Source organism: Kribbella sp. VKM Ac-2569, assembly GCF_004216905.1.
In the GTDB taxonomy this organism is placed as follows: domain Bacteria; phylum Actinomycetota; class Actinomycetes; order Propionibacteriales; family Kribbellaceae; genus Kribbella.
In genome coordinates this window covers 442,474-459,455 of record NZ_SGXJ01000002.1, presented here as the reverse complement: position 1 = coordinate 459,455, position 16,982 = coordinate 442,474, and the positions used below count along the sequence as shown (strand labels likewise).

Annotated in this window: 16 protein-coding genes; 6 read left to right on the top strand and 10 right to left on the bottom strand. The window is 67.3% G+C overall.

The genetic code is table 11. The features are described from left to right. Window positions 1–27: 27 nt before the first annotated feature. Together EV649_RS15140 and EV649_RS15135 are read left to right on the top strand one after the other, a co-directional pair. Window positions 28–861 carry an AraC family transcriptional regulator gene (locus EV649_RS15140; protein WP_130384083.1) on the top strand — a complete coding sequence of 278 codons (834 nt, stop codon included), beginning with the start codon at window positions 28–30 and terminating at the stop codon, window positions 859–861. A gap of 10 nt (window positions 862–871) precedes the next feature. Next, complete coding sequence (locus tag EV649_RS15135) at window positions 872–1,237, top strand: VOC family protein (protein WP_130384082.1); 366 nt, start codon at window positions 872–874, stop codon at window positions 1,235–1,237. On the opposite strand, the gene EV649_RS15130 is transcribed toward EV649_RS15135, so the two are convergent. The 10 genes from EV649_RS15130 to EV649_RS15085 all read right to left on the bottom strand — a co-directional run bounded on the left by EV649_RS15130 (window position 1,210) and on the right by EV649_RS15085 (window position 13,280). Next, window positions 1,210–2,268, bottom strand: a complete 1,059-nt coding sequence (locus tag EV649_RS15130) for a hypothetical protein (RefSeq protein ID WP_130384081.1) — start codon at window positions 2,266–2,268, stop codon at window positions 1,210–1,212. The genes EV649_RS15135 and EV649_RS15130 overlap by 28 nt on opposite strands. Window positions 2,269–2,354: 86 nt before the next feature. Continuing rightward, entirely contained in the window at window positions 2,355–2,642 is a 288-nt protein-coding gene (locus EV649_RS15125) for a 4a-hydroxytetrahydrobiopterin dehydratase (protein ID WP_130384080.1), read from the bottom strand. 4 nt (window positions 2,643–2,646) lie between these two features. Next, window positions 2,647–5,127: a DUF4091 domain-containing protein gene (locus EV649_RS15120; protein ID WP_130384079.1), complete on the bottom strand. Its 2,481-nt coding sequence runs from the start codon at window positions 5,125–5,127 to the stop codon at window positions 2,647–2,649. 77 nt (window positions 5,128–5,204) lie between these two features. Further along, the gene (locus EV649_RS15115) at window positions 5,205–6,590 is read right to left on the bottom strand and encodes an MFS transporter (RefSeq protein WP_130384078.1); all 1,386 of its coding nucleotides are present in this window, start codon (window positions 6,588–6,590) and stop codon (window positions 5,205–5,207) included. A 34-nt stretch (window positions 6,591–6,624) separates the two neighbouring features. Then, complete coding sequence (locus EV649_RS15110; protein ID WP_130384077.1) at window positions 6,625–8,601, bottom strand: AarF/UbiB family protein; 1,977 nt, start codon at window positions 8,599–8,601, stop codon at window positions 6,625–6,627. 189 nt (window positions 8,602–8,790) lie between these two features. Continuing rightward, entirely contained in the window at window positions 8,791–9,543 is a 753-nt protein-coding gene (locus tag EV649_RS15105; protein WP_130384076.1) for a succinate dehydrogenase/fumarate reductase iron-sulfur subunit, read from the bottom strand. After that, window positions 9,540–11,420: a fumarate reductase/succinate dehydrogenase flavoprotein subunit gene (locus EV649_RS15100; protein WP_130384075.1), complete on the bottom strand. Its 1,881-nt coding sequence runs from the start codon at window positions 11,418–11,420 to the stop codon at window positions 9,540–9,542. Before EV649_RS15100 ends, EV649_RS15105 begins: the two co-directional genes overlap by 4 nt. 7 nt (window positions 11,421–11,427) lie before the next feature. Beyond that, window positions 11,428–12,228 (bottom strand): hypothetical protein, encoded by an 801-nt coding sequence (locus EV649_RS15095; RefSeq protein WP_130384074.1) that lies wholly within the window; start codon window positions 12,226–12,228, stop codon window positions 11,428–11,430. Further along, the gene (locus EV649_RS15090; protein ID WP_130384073.1) at window positions 12,228–12,545 is read right to left on the bottom strand and encodes a hypothetical protein; all 318 of its coding nucleotides are present in this window, start codon (window positions 12,543–12,545) and stop codon (window positions 12,228–12,230) included. Before EV649_RS15090 ends, EV649_RS15095 begins: the two co-directional genes overlap by 1 nt. A 102-nt stretch (window positions 12,546–12,647) precedes the next feature. Then, window positions 12,648–13,280, bottom strand: coding sequence for a hypothetical protein (locus EV649_RS15085; RefSeq protein WP_130384072.1), 633 nt, complete (start codon window positions 13,278–13,280; stop codon window positions 12,648–12,650). 9 nt (window positions 13,281–13,289) lie between these two features. On the opposite strand from EV649_RS15085, the gene EV649_RS15080 reads away from it, so the two are divergent. From EV649_RS15080 to EV649_RS15065, 4 genes are all read left to right on the top strand, one after another. Further along, on the top strand, window positions 13,290–13,697 hold the full coding sequence (locus EV649_RS15080) for a (deoxy)nucleoside triphosphate pyrophosphohydrolase (protein WP_130384071.1): 408 nt from the start codon (window positions 13,290–13,292) through the stop codon (window positions 13,695–13,697). A gap of 147 nt (window positions 13,698–13,844) precedes the next feature. Beyond that, window positions 13,845–14,891: an ABC transporter permease gene (locus tag EV649_RS15075; protein ID WP_130384070.1), complete on the top strand. Its 1,047-nt coding sequence runs from the start codon at window positions 13,845–13,847 to the stop codon at window positions 14,889–14,891. A gap of 4 nt (window positions 14,892–14,895) precedes the next feature. Next, a complete protein-coding gene (locus EV649_RS15070) occupies window positions 14,896–15,900 on the top strand; it encodes an ABC transporter permease (RefSeq protein ID WP_130384069.1) in 1,005 nt (334 codons plus the stop codon). Between the two features lie 11 nt (window positions 15,901–15,911). After that, window positions 15,912–16,982 carry an ABC transporter ATP-binding protein gene (locus tag EV649_RS15065; RefSeq protein ID WP_130384068.1) on the top strand — a complete coding sequence of 357 codons (1,071 nt, stop codon included), beginning with the start codon at window positions 15,912–15,914 and terminating at the stop codon, window positions 16,980–16,982.

Below are 16,982 nucleotides of genomic sequence, written 5' to 3'. Positions count from 1 at the left end.
ACGAGCCAGGGACTTACGATCTCAGGCGTGACCTACCAGCGCTTCTCACCTCCCGAGCGGTTGCGGAACGTGGTTGACCATGTCTGGCTGGTCGAGTCCGCGCCGTTGCCGCAGTTGCGGCAGGAGATCCTGATTCCGAACGGACGGCCTGGGCTGGCCGTGGCGCTCGGCGAGCCGGGGACGCGGCACGATCCGGTAACTCAGGTCGAGTGGCCGAATGCGGCCTCGGTGTTCGGGGTGATGACTCGGCCGCACGTGCTCGGGCAGGTGGGTACGTCGAGTTACGCGGGCGTCGAGTTCACGCCGTGGGGGCTTGGTGCTTTCGGTCTCTCCGCGTTGGTGGACGAGGTGCAGCAGTTGGGGGACTGGGTCGGCGCGGATGCCGTGGCCGGGTTGACGACGGAGTTGCAGGCGGAACCCTTCGGACCGGGACGTGCGGAGCGGCTGGCGGGTTTCCTTGCGGCTCGGTTGACGACGGCGGCCGTTCAACCGGTGGTGGTCGAGGCGGTGCACGCGATCGACGAACTGCGGGGGCAGGTCGCCGTGGCGGAGGTGGTACGGCGGTGCGGGACGTCGTACAGCACCTTGTATCGGTTGTTCAGGCGGAGCGTCGGGATCGGGCCGAAGCAGCACGCCGAGATCATCCGGTACTACCACTTCGTCGGCGGGCTGCTCGGTGGCCCGGCCGACGCCGCCGCGACCTTGTCCGCGTTGCACGGGTACTACGACCAGGCGCACGCGGCGCGGGACTTCAGGCGATACACGGGCGTGAGCGCGACGCAGTTCCTCGCCGTACAGAACGGGATCGCTGCGCTCATGCATGGAAGATCCGTCCAAGACGAACCCTCGGACGACGCATGAGGATGACCGCATGGGACGAATCATCCATGTCGAGATAGTTGCCGAGGACCACGATCGGGCCGCGAAGTTCTACCGCGAGGTGTTCTCCTGGGAGGTGACGCCGGCGCCGGTTCCGGACGGGTACCTGCTCGCGGCGACCGGGCCGGGGGAGGGGATCGACGGCGCGATCATGAGCAGCCGGTACCAGTCGCAGCCGACGATCGCCTGGATCGAGGTCGACAACCTCGAAGCGACACTGGCAGCTGCCCGAGCGGCAGGCGGCACTCCGGTCGGCGAGATCCAGGAACTTCCCGGCGTCGGAAGACTGAGCTACGTCCGCGACACCGAGGGAGTCCTGGTCGGCTTGCGTCAGCGTTCTTCGGCCAGGCCCAGGTAGAGGATCTTCGGGTTCGCGGGGTTGAAGGCGAGGGACGGGATGCCGTCGTTCTTGTTGTGATGTTTGGTGAGGGCGCCGGTGGAGGGGACGAAGCGGTAGAGATCGGCGCCGAAGTTCATGAAGGACGTGCCGTAGCTGAAGTAGAGCAGGTCCGGGTCGACGGGTGACGCCCACATCTTGTTGCCGTTGATCAGGTCGGCGCGGCTCTGGTCCAGCACCTCGCGGAACTTCTGCCCGCCGTCGGTCGACTCCCAGATGAACCGGGTCGCCCGGTCCCGGTCGTACCCCTCCATCCAGACCTTCGACGGGTCGGCCGGCGACATCGCCAGACTGAACGCGTTCACCCGCTCGACCGGCCGCGACCGGGTCCAGGTCCGCCCGCCGTCGAACGTCACGTACACGCCGTCCGACATCACGCCGGCCACCACGTGATCCGGGTTCCGCGGATCCACCACGGCGTCGTACAGGAAGAGATCACGAGCAGGCGGTACGCCGACGCGCTGCCAGGTCTCGCCGTCGTTCGAGGAGTCGTAGAGCTGCCCGTCGCCGGCCACGACCCGCAGCCGTCCGGGCTGTGCGTGCAGCGCAGCCAGTCCGCCGCCGGCGACCGGCCCGAGGACCGTGGTCATCTGCGAGCCGTGCACGCGATGGATGGGCTGGTCGTTGACGCTATAGACGTACGCCGAGTCGCCCGGACCTGGCTGTACGTCGTACGTGCTCAAGTCGTCCGGTGTCTTGTCGAGCAACTGCCAGCTGCAGCCCGCGTCACTCGAGCGCTGGATCGTCTGCTGGCCGATGCTGACGAGCGTGTTCGGTTCCGGCAGCGCGGCGACCTTCGCGTACGTGACGGCGCGCAGCTTGCCGGTCGTGGGCGCGAGGGTCTCGCCGTCGGACTCGGTGATCGTCACCGAGCCGTCGCCGTACACGGTGTCGCAGTGCGGGTCGTTCCAGAACCAGCCGGGGTCCGCGGCACCGGCGTACGGAGAAGTCAGCGCGAGAAGGACGGTCAGGGCAGTTCCGAGGGCGGTCATCCCTTAGGTGTAAGGGATTCCAGGTACGCCGAACCAGCGCTTGCCGTGGCCGACAAGCGCCATGACGAGAACAGGTCAGCCGGCGCCTAGCCTGCAGCCGTGTCGATGTGCCGCGCGAGCACGAGGTCGTCGTCGGTGATCCCGCCGGCCTCGTGGCTGCTGACCCGGAACGTGATGGTGGTGTAGCGGATGTCCATGTCCGGGTGGTGGTTCATCGACTCCGCCAGTTGCCCGACGGTCGCCACCAGCCGGATGCCGTCCAGGAACGTGTCCCTCTTGATGCTTCGGACCAGCTCGTTGTCCACGACCTTCCACTCCGGGAGGTGGTCGCGCAATGCAAGGTCGATCTGGTCGTCGGTCAAGAGCTCACTCATGCGCTCACTCTAGACCCCCAATGGTCGTGAGAGTGGCGATGACGTCCGTGCGCCAGGCGCGGTAGCGCGCCGGGTCCTCGGTGAACGTGCGCTGGTTGGTCACCACGGCGTCCGCCGCGAGCAGTTTGGCGGCGTGGGCCTTCAGTGGCGCTGGGAGGTTCGGGTTGCTCTGCAGGTCGTTCTGCAGCAGCCAGAGGAGGTTGTAGTCCTCCATCCCGTCGCGGAAGTTCTCCAGCCGGATCGACGCCATCGGGCCGTTCGGTCCCGGGTAGAACATCGAGCCGTCACCCGCCGTACCGTTGAACGTTGCCGCCTTCCACGCGGACAGGATCCCGTCGTTCACCAGCAGTTGGTTGGCGTGGTCGGAGCGGAGCCAGCGGTTGGTCGCGTAGTACAGAACGCCTTCCACACCGGCCTTGTAGGACATTGGCCCGACCAACGTACGGGCGTCGATCGGCGGGTAGCCGTTGAACCAGTTCGGCAACGGCGAGCCGGTGGCGATGTCCGGGTACCACCAGGCCTGGTCGCCGCGGGCACGGGTTCGCTCGGCGACCGCTTGGTCGTACAGGTCCTGCTGCGGCGACCAGATGTCGACAAGGCCGGCCAATCCGGTGTCGACGCCCATCGAGTTGTCGCGCAGCGTGGTGAGGATCGGCAGGTCCGGGAACGCCTGCTTCACCGCGGCGAAGGTCTGCTTCGCTGCCTGCAGCAGCGGACCGTTCGCCTCGTCGAAGCCGTACACATATGCATATTTGTCGACACCTGCCGCGCGGTAGCTGTCCATCGCGGTCCGCAACTGGGCGATCCACGTGTCGATCTGTGCCTGCCAGGTCTCCGGCTTGGACGGGTTGAGCAGGCCGGCCCACAGGTAGAACGCGTTGAAGTCACGCAGTCCGTAGTGGTCCCGGATGTAGAGCACGTCCTCGACCGGCGTCGGCACGATCACCGGGTTCGCGTTCGAGGGGATGCAGGCGCAGGTGTAGAGCTGGTCCGGCTCGATCTTGTAGTCGTGCAGGAAGGACCAGTACTGGTGCTTGGCCGCCTCCTGCGCCGCCGGGTCGGTGATCCCGTAGAGGTCGTTCACGATTGCAGGCGTGAACTGGAACGAGGTGTTGAGCTTGGGGGCGTCGGGCACCGTTACGGGCCAGATCTTGGCGGCCACGGTCATCGTCCGGGTTCGCTTGCCCGCAGCGGAGAACGCGATCGTCACGTGGTACGTGCCAGGGGCGGCTGTTGCCGCTGCCTTCAGCCGGATCCAGTACGGCTGGAACGTGTCGGCGGGTACGTCGACCGACGTCAGGTCGTCACGGATCGGGTCGGGCGTCCAACCGGCGTACGTGGGCCGGTGGTACACGTTCGTTGGCGTCACGTTGAGCGAGCCGACCGGAGCGACCGTGGCCTGCAGAGCGCCCTTGCCGGACACCGACGTCACTCGGGCCTGTACGCCGGTCAGCGGCTCGGCGAATGGCAGTACGACGGCCTGCACGTTCTCGTACTCGCCACGGGTCAGCGACACCGTCGGCGCCGCACCGGTCGAGGTGAACGGCAGGTCCTTCGGGTACGCCAGCGCCATCGAGTCGGCGGACTCCACACCGAAGTCGGCGCCGCGGTCGTGCGCTCGCGCCTGGATGGTGTTCGACAACCGCGGCACGGTCCGCTGCAACGCGGTGACGCCCGCGTTGAACGGCTGGTACTGCGCATATGTCATTGGGCCCCCGGCGAGCTTCCCGCGCAGGTCCGCGGACTGCGCCTCCGCGTCCCGCACCTGAGCCCGCAGCCGCTCGTCCGCTGCCTCATGCCCCAGCGACCGATCGAGTCCCTCGATCTGGTCCGCAAGCTTCGTCAGTACGCCGTTGAAGTCGACCAGTCGCAGCAGTTGGGTGGCTGCCAGGTCGCCGTACGGCGTTTGGTCGTACGGGTAGCTGTCGACGAGCCGGAAGGCGTCGTAGTGACCGATGACGGGTGCCTTGGACCGCGGCATCGAGAAGCTGAGGTAGGCGATCCGAGTGATGTCGACACCGGCGGCCGCGATCGTGCTCATGCGCAGCGTGATCGGGGTCCAGTCGCGAGCTCGGATCGGGTAGTCCATGCCCCACGCCTTGTTCGACTGGTCCCGGACGGTGATCCGGCCGACGGTCGTGTAGTCCTGCTCGGTGAAGAAGTCGAAGCCCAGCACGGTGTGGCCGGACCAGTCCGACACCGGGAGGCTCGGCGTTCCGGCGTACAGGTTGATGGCGGACGACGCGCTGGCTCCCGGAGTGTTGGAGGGGCCAATGGTGAACTTCAGGCCGGAGCTGCCGTGCGTCGGGTCGGCGGTGCGCTCGATCTTGTCGACCTGCGGGAGGGTGACGGTCGCCCCTTGCAGGTCGCCGTCGGCCTCGAAGTCCTGGAACACGCCGGCGGGTGCGGCAGCCTGTGCCGCGCCCACCTGGACTAGACCGATGGTCAAGGTGATTGCCGTCAGCAACGAGCCGATTTTCCTCACGAGCGTGGTCCTCTCGCCGGAATTACGGTCCTCACCGTAAAGCGAGTCGATTGTCTCGTCAAGGCGTTGGACAGGGGTTACTGGGAGCGACGGGCGCGCGGTGCAGCGAGGAATCCGAGAAGCGCCAGTACCGATCCCGCGGTGACGATCGCGCCGAAGACCCACGGCTGCGGGTCGTCGGCGTTGAACGCCAGCAGGGTGCCGCTGATCGCCAGCGCCGTGGCGATGCTCATCGTCGCGGCCATCTGACCGGCGCTGGTGTTGCGGCCGGAGTTGCTCTGGTCGGAAAGGTCCAGAGTGAGCACGGACAGGCTCGAGGAGCTGAGCCCCATGCCGATGCCCGCGAACCCCCAGCCGATCAGACCGATCCAGGTGGTCGCGTCCGTCCAAGCGAGCAGCGACGTCACGGCCAGTCCGAGCGTCATGAACGCCAGCCCGGTCCGCAGTACGGTGACCCGCTCGATCCCGTGCTCACGACCTTGCAGCCACGATCCGAACGCCCAGCAGACGCCGGTGATCGACAGTGTCACGCCTGCCCGCGACGGGCTGAAGTCGTGCTGCAGCGTGAGCAGCAGCGGGAGGTATGCGCCGACTCCGGCGAACGCGGCCCCACCGAGTCCGCGGACGGCGACCACCGCGGGGAAGCCGCGTCGTGCGCTGAACGTGCCGGCCGGCATCACGCGTACGGCGGCCCGTCCTAGCACTGCTAGCGCCACGACAACCGCCGTACCGCCGAGGAACGGATGCGCTTCCAGATGGTCACCGGCCAGCGTCATCGAGAACAGGGCGACGGATGCGGCGAGCGCCCAGGGGAGTGCGGCGCGCCACGCCGCGAGCTCGGCCGCGTCCTCGGCGGTGCGCTCCCGCGCCGCGGCGTCGGCCGATTGACGCATCGCCGGGCGGAGCAGCAGCCAGCTCGGCACCAGCAGGACGAGCGCGCCGAGGAAGACCCAGCGCCAGCCGAACTGCTCCGTCACCACCCCGGTCAGCACCGGTCCGAGGACCGACGGCAGGATCCACATCGCGGCGAACAGCGAGAACATCCGCGGCCGCAGTACGGCGGGCAGCGCGCGGGCGACGAGCACCATCAACGACACGTCGAGCAGGCCCTCGGCAAGGCCGCTGAGCAGCCGTCCCGCGATCACCATCGGCATCGCAGTCGCCGTACCGACCAGGAGTTGTGCGAGGGTGAACGAGATCGCGCCCGCGCGCAGGGTCGGGATCGGGCCGCGGCGGTCCGACCACAGGCCGGCGATCGCGAGCGAGATCAGGTAGCTCGCGTTCGGCGCCGCGTTCGCGAGACCGAAGCTGCCGAGCGCGTCGAACTCGCGGACCATCGTGGGCAACGCCGTACCGACCGCGCGGTTCTCGAACGCGCCGAGCGTGACGAGGCCGATCACCCCGAGCACCAGTGGCAGGTGCTGTCCGGTGAACAGCTTGGGGCGGGCCTCAACAATGGTCATGCCCGCTATCGTTGAAGTTCAAGTTAAGTTGAAGTCAAGTCGCGCGGTGGCCGGGCAGCCGGAAGATCAGGACCAGGACGCGGAGCACCAGCACCGCGCAGATCACCAGCAGGTTGTAGCCGAACAGCTGGAACAAGGTCATCGAGTCGGTGACCTTCGGGCCGCCCGGCGTACCGAGCAGCAGGACGGCCATGATGCCCGCGGTCGCACCTAGCACTGCCAGCAGCGCCTGGTGGAGCAGTCCGGTGAAGTGCCGACGGTCGCGTTCGTCCGCGAACAGACGGACGTTCACGCCGAGTCGGCCGCTCTCCGCCGCGGCCGCGATCCGGTCGATCCGGCGCGGCAGTCGGCGCAACATCGGAAGGAGCGTGGCGAGTTCCTCGGTCGCCGTACGGCGGAGTGCATCGGGCGCGAGGCGGTCGGTGACGTGCGCACTGGCGAACTGGCGGGACGCCGCGACCAGGTCGAAGCTGGGGGAGATACGGGAGATTGTGCCTTCGACCGTGGCGAGCGCGCGGAACACGGCGGCGACCTCGGGTGGTACGCCGAGTTCGTGCGACGTGATGATCTTGAACAGGTCGTTGAACATCGCCGGGCCGAGCGTCACACCGGCCGCGAGGTGTCTGGTCATGAACTGGCCGACGGAACGCTCCAGTGCGCGTTCGTCGATGACGTCCGGGCGATAGACGATCTCGAGCAGGGCATCAGTGGCCGACACCGGGTCGCCGTGGTCGATGGCGAGCAGGAAGCGTTGCAGAGCCTCGCGGGTCGCCGAGTCGAGGCGGCCGACTGAGCCGAGGTCGAGCATGCCGATCCGGCCGTCGGTCAGCAGCAGGAAGTTGCCCGGGTGCGGGTCGGCGTGGAAGACCCCGTCGATCGCCACCTGGCCGAGCAAGCACTCGAACAACGCGCGACCGAGGCGGACCGGGTCGAGGCCGCGGTCGGCGATCGCCTCGCCGGCGTTGCCGAGACCGATACCGTCGAGCCGTTCCATGGTGAGGACGCGGCGGGTGCAGCGCTCCGGATACAGCCGCGGTACGACGATGTCATTGCTGGCGGCAACGGACTGGCCTGCCGCCACCGTGGTCATGTTGCCGGCCTCGACGGTGAAGTCGAGTTCCTCACGCATCGCGTCCGCGAACCCGTCGGCGAGCGCCCGCACCCCCATCGATCGCCCCCAGTCGGTGTTCCGGTCGAGCAGCCTGGCGAGCCGCCGGACGATGTCGAGGTCCCGGTCAACAAGCCCGGCAATCCCAGGTCGCTGAACCTTCACCACCACGTCGGTGCCGTTCGTGAGGCGGGCGGTGTAGACCTGGGCGACGGAGGCGGCTGCGAGCGGCTCGGTGTCGAAGGCGGCGTACAGCTGGGACAGTGGGGCGCCGAGTTCTTCGGTGAGGATCTCCTCGATCTGCGGCCAGGGCGCCGGGGTGACCTGGTCCTGGAGGCGGCTGAGTTCGGTGGCGACCGACTGGGGGATGATGTCGCTGCGCGTGGACAGCACCTGGCCGAGCTTGACGAAAGTGACGCCGGCTTCGTCGAGCGCGAGCCGCAGTGACCTGGCCAGTTCGGCCTGGCCCGCGGCGTTCTCGCGGCCGGGACGGCGGCGGCCGCGCAGGTACGGGCCGAGGCCGTGCTTGATCGCGATCCGCAGAATCTGCAGGTACCGCCGGGTGCGCGCGATCCGTCCACTCAGGTCCCGGCGCAGATCACGGGCTCGCGGCAACGACCCGGTCGGCACCAGCGCCTCCGCCAGCACCAGGAACACCAGGCCCGCGAGCATCGAGCAGAGCACGATCAGCGCCATGAACGCGATCGCGGCACCGTTCGATCCGGTCCACGGCGGCGTACCGATCATCGCGATCGCCAGCGGCCCGGAGATGCTCAGCGTGATCAACGCACCGACCGCGAGCCGCCCGAGCCCGAACCGCACCCCGAGCAACCGCTGCGAGATCGGCACGAAGATCATCATGAAAATGACCAGATTGACCAGCCGCAGCACAACGACGTCCATGTCCGGAACCCTAAGCGCCCAACCGCCCCCACCGACTCACCCACGCGAGTGACCCAACCCTGAGCCCCCAACCTTGAGCACCCACCAACCGTTTCGGGCCGGCGAAAACGGTTGGTGGGTGCTCAAGGTTGGAAAGAGCGAGTCCCCTGGCTCCGGGTGGGGCCAGGGGGCTCGTCGTGGTGCGGGTGGTCAGGCGGGGCGGCGGCGGATCTTGTTGCCCAGCCAGACGATCGGGTCGTACTTGCGGTCGACGACGCGTTCCTTCATCGGGATCAGCGCGTTGTCGGTGATCTTGATGTGCTCGGGGCACACCTCGGTGCAGCACTTGGTGATGTTGCAGAAGCCCAGACCGTGCTGCTCCTGCGCGGCGTGCTGCCGGTCGGCGGCGTCGAGCGGGTGCATGTCCAGCTCGGCGACGCGCATCAGGAACCGCGGACCGGAGAACGACTCCTTGTTCTCCTCGTGGTCACGGATCACGTGGCAGGTGTCCTGGCACAGGAAGCACTCGATGCACTTGCGGAACTCCTGCGAGCGCTCGACGTCGACCTGCTGCATCCGGTACTCACCCGGCTTCAGGTCCGCCGGCGGCTTGAAGGCCGGCACCTCGCGCGCCTTCTGGTAGTTGAACGAGACGTCGGTGACGAGGTCCCGGATCACCGGGAAGGTGCGCATCGGCGTGACCGTGACGACCTCGTCCTCGGCGAACGTGTTCATCCGGCACATGCACATCAGCTTCGGCATGCCGTTGATCTCGGCGCTGCACGAGCCGCACTTGCCGGCCTTGCAGTTCCACCGGACCGCCATGTCGGGGGTCTGGGTGGCCTGCAACCGGTGGATGACGTCGAGGACGACCTCGCCCTCGTTCACCTCGACCTCGTAGTCCTTGAGCTCTCCGCCCTCGGAGTCCCCGCGCCAGACGCGGAATTTGCCCTTGTAACTCATTTGGCCGGCAGCTCCTCATCCGTCAGGTACTTCTTCAGCTCGTCGAGTTCGAACAGCTCCAGCAGATCCTCGCGCATCGGGATCTGCTGCTCCTCGGAGACGTTGACGACGCCGTCGGCGTCGAGAGCGCACACCAGCAGCTTCTTGCGCCACTCGGGGTTCATCCCCGGGAAGTCGTCGCGCGTGTGCCCACCGCGCGACTCCTGCCGCATCAGCGCCGCTCCGGCCACACACTCCGACACGGTCAGCATGTTGCGCAGGTCGAGCGCGAGGTGCCAGCCCGGGTTGAACTGCCGGTGACCCTCCACCGTCATCTTCGCGATCCGGCTGCGGAACTCGGACAGGCGACCGAGCGCCTGCTCCATCTCCTCTTCCTTGCGGATGATGCCGACCAGGTCGTTCATCGACTGCTGCAGTTCCTGGTGGATCGTGTACGGGTTCTCGCCGCCCTCGAGCTCGAACGGCGCCAACGCGTCTTCGGCCGCCGCATCGACGTCGGCCTCGTCGATCTTCGGCCGAGCCGCTCCGAGACCGTCGACGTACATCGCGGCACCCATACCGGCGCGCCGCCCGAAGACGAGCAGGTCGGACAGCGAGTTGCCGCCGAGCCGGTTCGAGCCGTGCATGCCGCCGGCAACTTCACCCGCGGCGAACAGGCCAGGTACGACGGACGACGCGGTGTCCGGGTCGACCTCGACGCCACCCATCACGTAGTGGCAGGTCGGACCGACCTCCATCGGCTCCGCGGTGATGTCGACGTCCGCCAGCTCCTTGAACTGGTGGTGCATCGACGGCAGCCGCCGGGTGATCTCCTCGGCCGGGAGTCGCGACGACACGTCCAGGAAGACACCGCCGTGCGGCGTACCGCGGCCGGCCTTCACCTCGGAGTTGATCGCGCGGGCGACCTCGTCGCGCGGCAGGAGCTCCGGTGGGCGCCGGTTGTTGTCCGGGTCCTTGTACCAGCGGTCCGCCTCGTCCTCGGACTCGGCGTACTGCGCCCGGAACACGTCCGGCACGTACTCGAACATGAACCGCTTGCCCTCGGAGTTCTTCAGTACGCCGCCGTCGCCGCGGACCGATTCCGTGACCAGGATCCCCTTCACCGACGGCGGCCAGACCATGCCGGTCGGGTGGAACTGGATGAACTCCATGTTGATCAGCGTCGCGCCGGCCCGCATCGCCAGCGCGTGCCCGTCACCGGTGTACTCCCAGGAGTTCGAGGTGACCTTGAAGGACTTGCCGACGCCACCGGTCGCGAGTACGACGGCCGGCGCCTCGAACAGGATGAACCGGCCGGACTCACGCCAGTACCCGAAGGCGCCGGAGATCGCGTCGCCGTCCTTGAGCAGCTCGGTGACCGTGCACTCGGCGTACACCTTGAGGTTCGCCTCGTAGTCGCCGGTGGCCTCGAAGTCCTCCTGCTGCAGCGAGACGATCTTCTGCTGCAGGGTGCGGATCAGCTCCAGGCCGGTGCGGTCACCGACGTGCGCGAGCCGCGGGTAGGTGTGACCGCCGAAGTTGCGCTGGCTGATCCGGCCGTCGGGCGTGCGGTCGAAGAGCGCGCCGTACGTCTCCAGCTCCCAGACCCGGTCGGGGGCCTCCTGCGCGTGCAGTTCGGCCATCCGCCAGTTGTTCAGGAACTTCCCGCCGCGCATCGTGTCGCGGTAGTGGACCTGCCAGTTGTCGTTGGAGTTCGCGTTGCCCATCGCGGCCGCGCAGCCACCCTCGGCCATCACGGTGTGCGCCTTGCCGAACAGGGACTTGCAGATGATCGCGGTCTTCTTGCCCTGCTCGCGGGCCTCGATCGCCGCGCGCAGGCCGGCGCCGCCGGCCCCGATCACGACGACGTCGTACGAGTGTCGTTCCAGCTCAGTCATGAAATCCTCAATTGATGATGCGCAGGTCGGAGAACCACCCGGCGGAGACCGCCATGATGTAGAAGTCGGTCAGGATCACGGTGAACAGCGACGTCATCGCGAAGGTGCCGTGCTTCGGGTTCAGCTTGGACACGAAGGTCCAGTACCGGTAGCGCATCGGGTGCTTGGAGAAGTTCTTCAGCCGGCCGCCGACGATGTGCCGGCAGGCGTGGCAGGACAGCGTGTACAGCCACAGCATCACCAGGTTGATCCAGATGATCACCGTGCCGAGACCGATCCCGAAGCCGCCGCCGTCACCGTGGAAGGCCTGGACGCCGTCGTAGATGTTCAGCACACCGAAGACCAGCGCACCGTAGAAGAAGTAGCGGTGCAGGTTCAGCGCGATCAGCGGGAACTTCCGCTCACCGGTGTAGTTCTTGTGCGGCTCGGGCACCGCGCAGGCGGCCGGCGCGAAGAACAGCGACCGGTAGCCCGCCTTGCGGTAGTAGTAGCAGGTGCCGCGGAAGCCGGCCAGGACCACGAACGTGATCAGGCTGAACGGCAGGAACCGCGGGAAGTTCCCGAACCAGGTGCCGAGATGGCTGGAACCCTCGACACAGCTGCTGGTCACACACGGCGAGTACAGCGGCGTGAGGTAGTGGTACGCGTCGACCCAGTACCACTTGTTCATGAAGATCCGGATCGTCGCGTAGACGATGAAGAAGCCCAGGATCACGCCGATGCGCAACGGCGCGAGCCACCATCGATCCGATCTTGCAGTCTTGAGGCCTACTTGAGCGCGGCCCGGCGCGTTTACTCCCGTCGCCATCAGGGAGCGTGCCTGTCAGGCGCGCCGAAGCCTTCGTGTTCCGCGTCGGTCCACATGGACGCGTCATACTCCACGTCGGGAATCTCCTCGAGTTCCTCCGGAACGGGTCCGGGCCTGTGCCTGGGGTCGGGCGGGCCGAGCTCTGCGAGATCGTCGCTCAGCCGGGCCACATCGGACACCAGGCGGCGGATGCCGAGGGTGTCACCGTACTCCTGGCTGAGATTGCCCACCGCCGCATGCAGCCCTTCGAGCGCGCGGACGACTGCGGCGATGTTGCGCTGGCCGCTGTTTGCCCCCGAGTTCAACTCAGCACTCATGCCGACTCCAGTGATGGTTATGTAGCTGTCAGTATGGGCACACTTTGCCCCTGCCGAGCGCCCAACGGAAGACCCCTCGGTACGGCGTGTTTCCAGTTAGGCTTACCTCAGTTGCGAGTGCGCCGACGGGTGGAGTAATGGGGCGAATCCGGCTTGTAGGACAACGAGATTCGCGGGCGGCGTGAGAACTTCGACCTCGCGCAGACCAGGTGGCCGCAGCCCTTCGCCGTACCCCTCCCACGACCACGGCAGCACCTGCTGATCGAGCACCAGCGCGGGTCTGCCGTCAAACCGCACCATGGCGCCGTCCGGTAGTCCGAAGAAGTCCTGGACGGTCGTTCGTTGCCGCCGGGTGCGCGATTCGACCCGCTCATGGTGCAGTACGGCGTCCAGCTCGGCGGCCCGGGGGCGTTCGGACAGGCCGCGGCCGCTCGCCCACGCACCGGCGTACAGCAGGAAATCCCTGCGCCGGCAGTAATGACAGGGCCGATGGCCGGCGGCGAGCGCGACCGCTTCGTCGAAGAAGAACAGCGCGGTCCAGCGGCCCGGCGGCATCGGATCGCGGCGGATCCCTTTCCAGTCGAGGACACAGCAGATCCACGCCTTCGAGCGCCAGCGGGTCGTGCCGAGGCGCCGGTCGGGGCCGTGCAGGCTGCCGCGATTGCCCATCAGCAGACCGCGGCCGGGGTCGGCGACGATCTCCTGGGTGGGCAGAACCCTGTTCTGCAACGGCATACCGGCATCATGGCGGACGCGGCGGACAGTTTCTGGCAGAGTCGCGACGTGCAGATCGTGGTGGGTGTTGCGGTGGTACGGGACGGCTTGGTGCTGGCGGCGTACCGGCCGGGGCCGGACGGTGGCTGGGAGTTCCCGGGCGGCAAGGTCGAGCCGGGGGAGACCGACGAGCAGGCCGCGGTCCGGGAGCTCCGCGAGGAGCTCGATCTGGAGATCAAGGTCGGCGAGTCGCTGGGGCCCGGCGTGGACATCTCGGAGGCGTACCGGCTGCACGTCTACCGGGCGGTGATCGTCGCGGGTGATCCGGTACTGCGTGAGCACTCGGAGCTCCGGTGGTTCGCGCCGGACGACCTCGACGAGAGTGACTGGCTGGTACCCGATCGGCCGTTCGTCCGGGCGCTCCGAACCGACCGGTAGTGGCGGAAGTCACACCGGTCACGATTCGGTGACTAGCGTCGGCTTCCCATGGCGTCCACACTGCGAGATACGTAGGGTTCCCGGCAACCCGGCGAGCTCGGGTCAAAAGGTGCGGGGTGCATCACCATGAAGGACGGGTGACGGGCGATGACGCTGGGGGTATCGGAGACGCAGTCTCCCGATGAGGGGCTGCCGACAGATGCTCTGGTCGAGACTGCCGAAGCGAAGGAGATCGAGGGCCGCTCGCCGGGCGAGATCGCGTGGGCACGGCTGCGGAAGGACAAGATCGCGATCATCAGCGCGATCGTGATCCTGCTGATCATCGCGGTGGCGCTGCTCGCGCCGCTGATCGTGAAGCTGAACGGGTTCCCGCCCGATCAGTTCAACAAACTCAACGCGAACGGGGACCCGTTGCTGAACACGCGCGACGGCGGCATCCCGATCGGCGGGCTGTGGGGCAGCGGCACGAGTTCCGAGCACTGGCTCGGCATCGAGCCGCAGAACGGCCGCGACATCTTCTCGCGGCTGGTCTACGGCACCCGGGTCTCGCTGCTGGTGGCGCTCGGCGGCACTGTCATCGCGGTCGTGCTCGGCACCGTGATCGGGATGGTGTCCGGGTACTTCGGCGGCTGGGTCGACACGCTGCTCAGCCGGCTCATGGACATCATGCTGAGCTTCCCGTCGCTGCTGTTCGTGATGGCGCTGACACCGGTGGTCGCCTCGCGCGCCCAGGACCTGTTCGGCATCCCCGACAACAACACGCTGCGAATGGGCGTGCTGATGTTCGTGCTCGGCTTCTTCGGCTGGGCCTACCTGGCCCGGATCGTCCGTGGTCAAACGCTTTCGCTGCGTGAGCGCGAGTTCGTCGAGGCGGCCAGGTCGCTCGGCGCCGGCCCGAACTACGTGCTCTTCCGGCAGATCCTGCCGAACCTGCTGCCGACGCTGCTGGTGTACACGACGCTGCTGCTCCCGACCAACATCACCGCCGAGGCGGCGCTGTCCTTCCTGGGCGTCGGCATCAAGGAGCCGACTGCCTCGTGGGGCCGGATGATCTCCGACGCGTCGGCCTGGATCGAGAGCAACCCGTTGTACCTGTTCTTCCCGGGGATGGCGCTGTTCATCACCGTGCTTGCGTTCAACCTGCTCGGCGACTCGGTCCGGGACGCCCTCGATCCACGCGCCGGAAGGAGCTGACCCGGTGGGCCGCTATCTCATCCGCCGCCTGATCCAGGCGGTGTTCGTCCTGATCGTGATCAGCGCGATCACGTTCTTCCTCTTCTGGGCCACGCCGGCGAACCCCGCGTTGCTCATCTGCGGCAAGAACTGCAACGCGGAGACGGTCGCACAGGTCAACGCGACGTACGGCTTCGACAAGCCTCTGGTCGTGCAGTACGGCCACTACATGCAGGGCCTGGTGAGCCCGGGCGGGCGGACGATCGGCTCCGAGGGCAACGAACGCAACTGCCCGTGGCCGTGCTTCGGTGAGTCGTACCAGAACGGCATCCCGGTCTGGAACTCGATCAAGGACGCGTTCCCGTCGACACTGTGGCTGGCCCTCGGGGCCGCGGTCCTCTGGCTGTTGTCCGGCGTACTGCTCGGCCTGATAGCCGCGCTCCGCAAGGGCAAGTTCGTCGACAAGCTGAGCGTCGGCCTGGCTCTGTTCGGGGTGTCCTTCCCGACGATCGTGTTCGGCTATCTGCTGCTGTTCCTGTTCATCGTCAAACTGAAGTGGATCCCGTTCCCCGACACGGCGAACGCAGCCTTGTTCTCGGTCGGTCCGGTGAAGTGGCTGCAGTTCTACATCCTGCCCTGGATCACGCTCGCGCTGGTGTTCGCGGCGCTCTACACCCGGATCACCAGGGCCAACATGATCGACACCATGAACGAGGACTACATCCGAACGGCCCGGGCCAAGGGCCTGGACGAACGGACCGTGGTCTTCAAGCACGGGCTGAGGTCCGCGCTGACCCCGATCGTGACCATCTTCGGCCTGGATGTCGGCGGCCTGCTCGGCGGCGCGGTGATCACCGAACAGATCTTCAGCATCACCGGCCTCGGCAAGTTCTCCATCGACTCCGTGCTCAGCAACGACCTGCCCGCGATCATGGGCGTGGTGCTGTTCGCGGCGATCTTCGTGGTGCTCGCGAACATCGTCGTCGACGTCCTGTACGCCGTCATCGACCCGCGCGTGCGGCTGGCTTGAGGTGAGGTGAGATGACCGAATCCGTGACCAGTGCGCCGCCGGCGGACACCCGCGCCGGAAAGCCGTTCCTGGAGGTCAAGGACCTGCAGGTGCACTTCCCGACCGACGACGGGCTGGTGAAGGCCGTCAACGGCCTGAACTTCACCCTCGAGCGCGGCAAGACGCTCGGCATCGTCGGCGAGTCCGGCTCCGGGAAGAGCGTGTCCAGCCTGGCCATCATGGGCCTGCACAAGGGCAGCAAGGCGAAGGTGGCCGGCGAGATCTGGCTGGACGGCGCCGAGCTGGTGGCGATGTCCGTGCCCGAGATGCGGGCACTGCGCGGCCAGCAGGTCGCGATGATCTTCCAGGACCCGCTGTCGGCGATGCACCCGTTCTTCCGCGTCGGTGACCAGCTCACCGAGGCCTTCCTGGTGCACAACGACGCGCCGAAGGCGGTCGCCAAGAAGCGCGCGATCGAGCTGCTCGACCGGGTCGGCATCCCGTCGCCCGACAAGCGGTTCTTCGACTACCCGCACCAGTTCTCCGGCGGTATGCGGCAGCGCGCGATGATCGCGATGGCGCTGATGTGCGACCCCGCGCTGCTGATCGCCGACGAGCCGACCACCGCGCTCGACGTCACCGTCCAGGCCCAGATCCTGGACCTGATGAAGGACCTGCAGAAGGAGTTCAACTCCGCGATCATCCTGATCACCCACGACCTCGGTGTGGTCGCCAAGATGACCGAGAACGTGGTTGTGATGTACGGCGGCCGCGTGGTCGAGGCAGGCAACGTCCGGGACATCTTCTACCGGCCCGAGATGCCGTACACGTGGGGTCTGCTCGGCTCGATCCCGCGGGTGAACCGCTCCGGTGACGGGCGGCTCAAGTCGATCCGGGGTACGCCGCCGTCGCTGATCAACCTGCCCAAGGGATGTCCGTTCCAGCCGCGTTGCGACTACCAGGAACACGTCGAGGGGGCGAACTGCGCCACCGAACTGCCTGAGCTGCTGCAGATCGGTCAGGAGAAGCACATGGTGCGGTGCCACATACAGTCCGAGAAGCGCAGGCAGCTGTTCACCGAGCAGATCAAGCCGAGCCTCTGA

Coding starts and splice junctions, on each gene's coding strand:
- EV649_RS15135 (WP_130384082.1), top strand. CDS start 872: ATGGGACGAATCATCCATGTCGAGATAGTTGCCGAGGACCACGATCGG.
- EV649_RS15130 (WP_130384081.1), bottom strand. CDS start 2,268: ATGACCGCCCTCGGAACTGCCCTGACCGTCCTTCTCGCGCTGACTTCT.
- EV649_RS15125 (WP_130384080.1), bottom strand. CDS start 2,642: ATGAGTGAGCTCTTGACCGACGACCAGATCGACCTTGCATTGCGCGAC.
- EV649_RS15115 (WP_130384078.1), bottom strand. CDS start 6,590: ATGACCATTGTTGAGGCCCGCCCCAAGCTGTTCACCGGACAGCACCTG.
- EV649_RS15110 (WP_130384077.1), bottom strand. CDS start 8,601: ATGGACGTCGTTGTGCTGCGGCTGGTCAATCTGGTCATTTTCATGATG.
- EV649_RS15105 (WP_130384076.1), bottom strand. CDS start 9,543: ATGAGTTACAAGGGCAAATTCCGCGTCTGGCGCGGGGACTCCGAGGGC.
- EV649_RS15100 (WP_130384075.1), bottom strand. CDS start 11,420: ATGACTGAGCTGGAACGACACTCGTACGACGTCGTCGTGATCGGGGCC.
- EV649_RS15095 (WP_130384074.1), bottom strand. CDS start 12,228: ATGGCGACGGGAGTAAACGCGCCGGGCCGCGCTCAAGTAGGCCTCAAG.
- EV649_RS15090 (WP_130384073.1), bottom strand. CDS start 12,545: ATGAGTGCTGAGTTGAACTCGGGGGCAAACAGCGGCCAGCGCAACATC.
- EV649_RS15085 (WP_130384072.1), bottom strand. CDS start 13,280: ATGCCGTTGCAGAACAGGGTTCTGCCCACCCAGGAGATCGTCGCCGAC.
- EV649_RS15080 (WP_130384071.1), top strand. CDS start 13,290: ATGGCGGACGCGGCGGACAGTTTCTGGCAGAGTCGCGACGTGCAGATC.
- EV649_RS15075 (WP_130384070.1), top strand. CDS start 13,845: ATGACGCTGGGGGTATCGGAGACGCAGTCTCCCGATGAGGGGCTGCCG.
- EV649_RS15065 (WP_130384068.1), top strand. CDS start 15,912: ATGACCGAATCCGTGACCAGTGCGCCGCCGGCGGACACCCGCGCCGGA.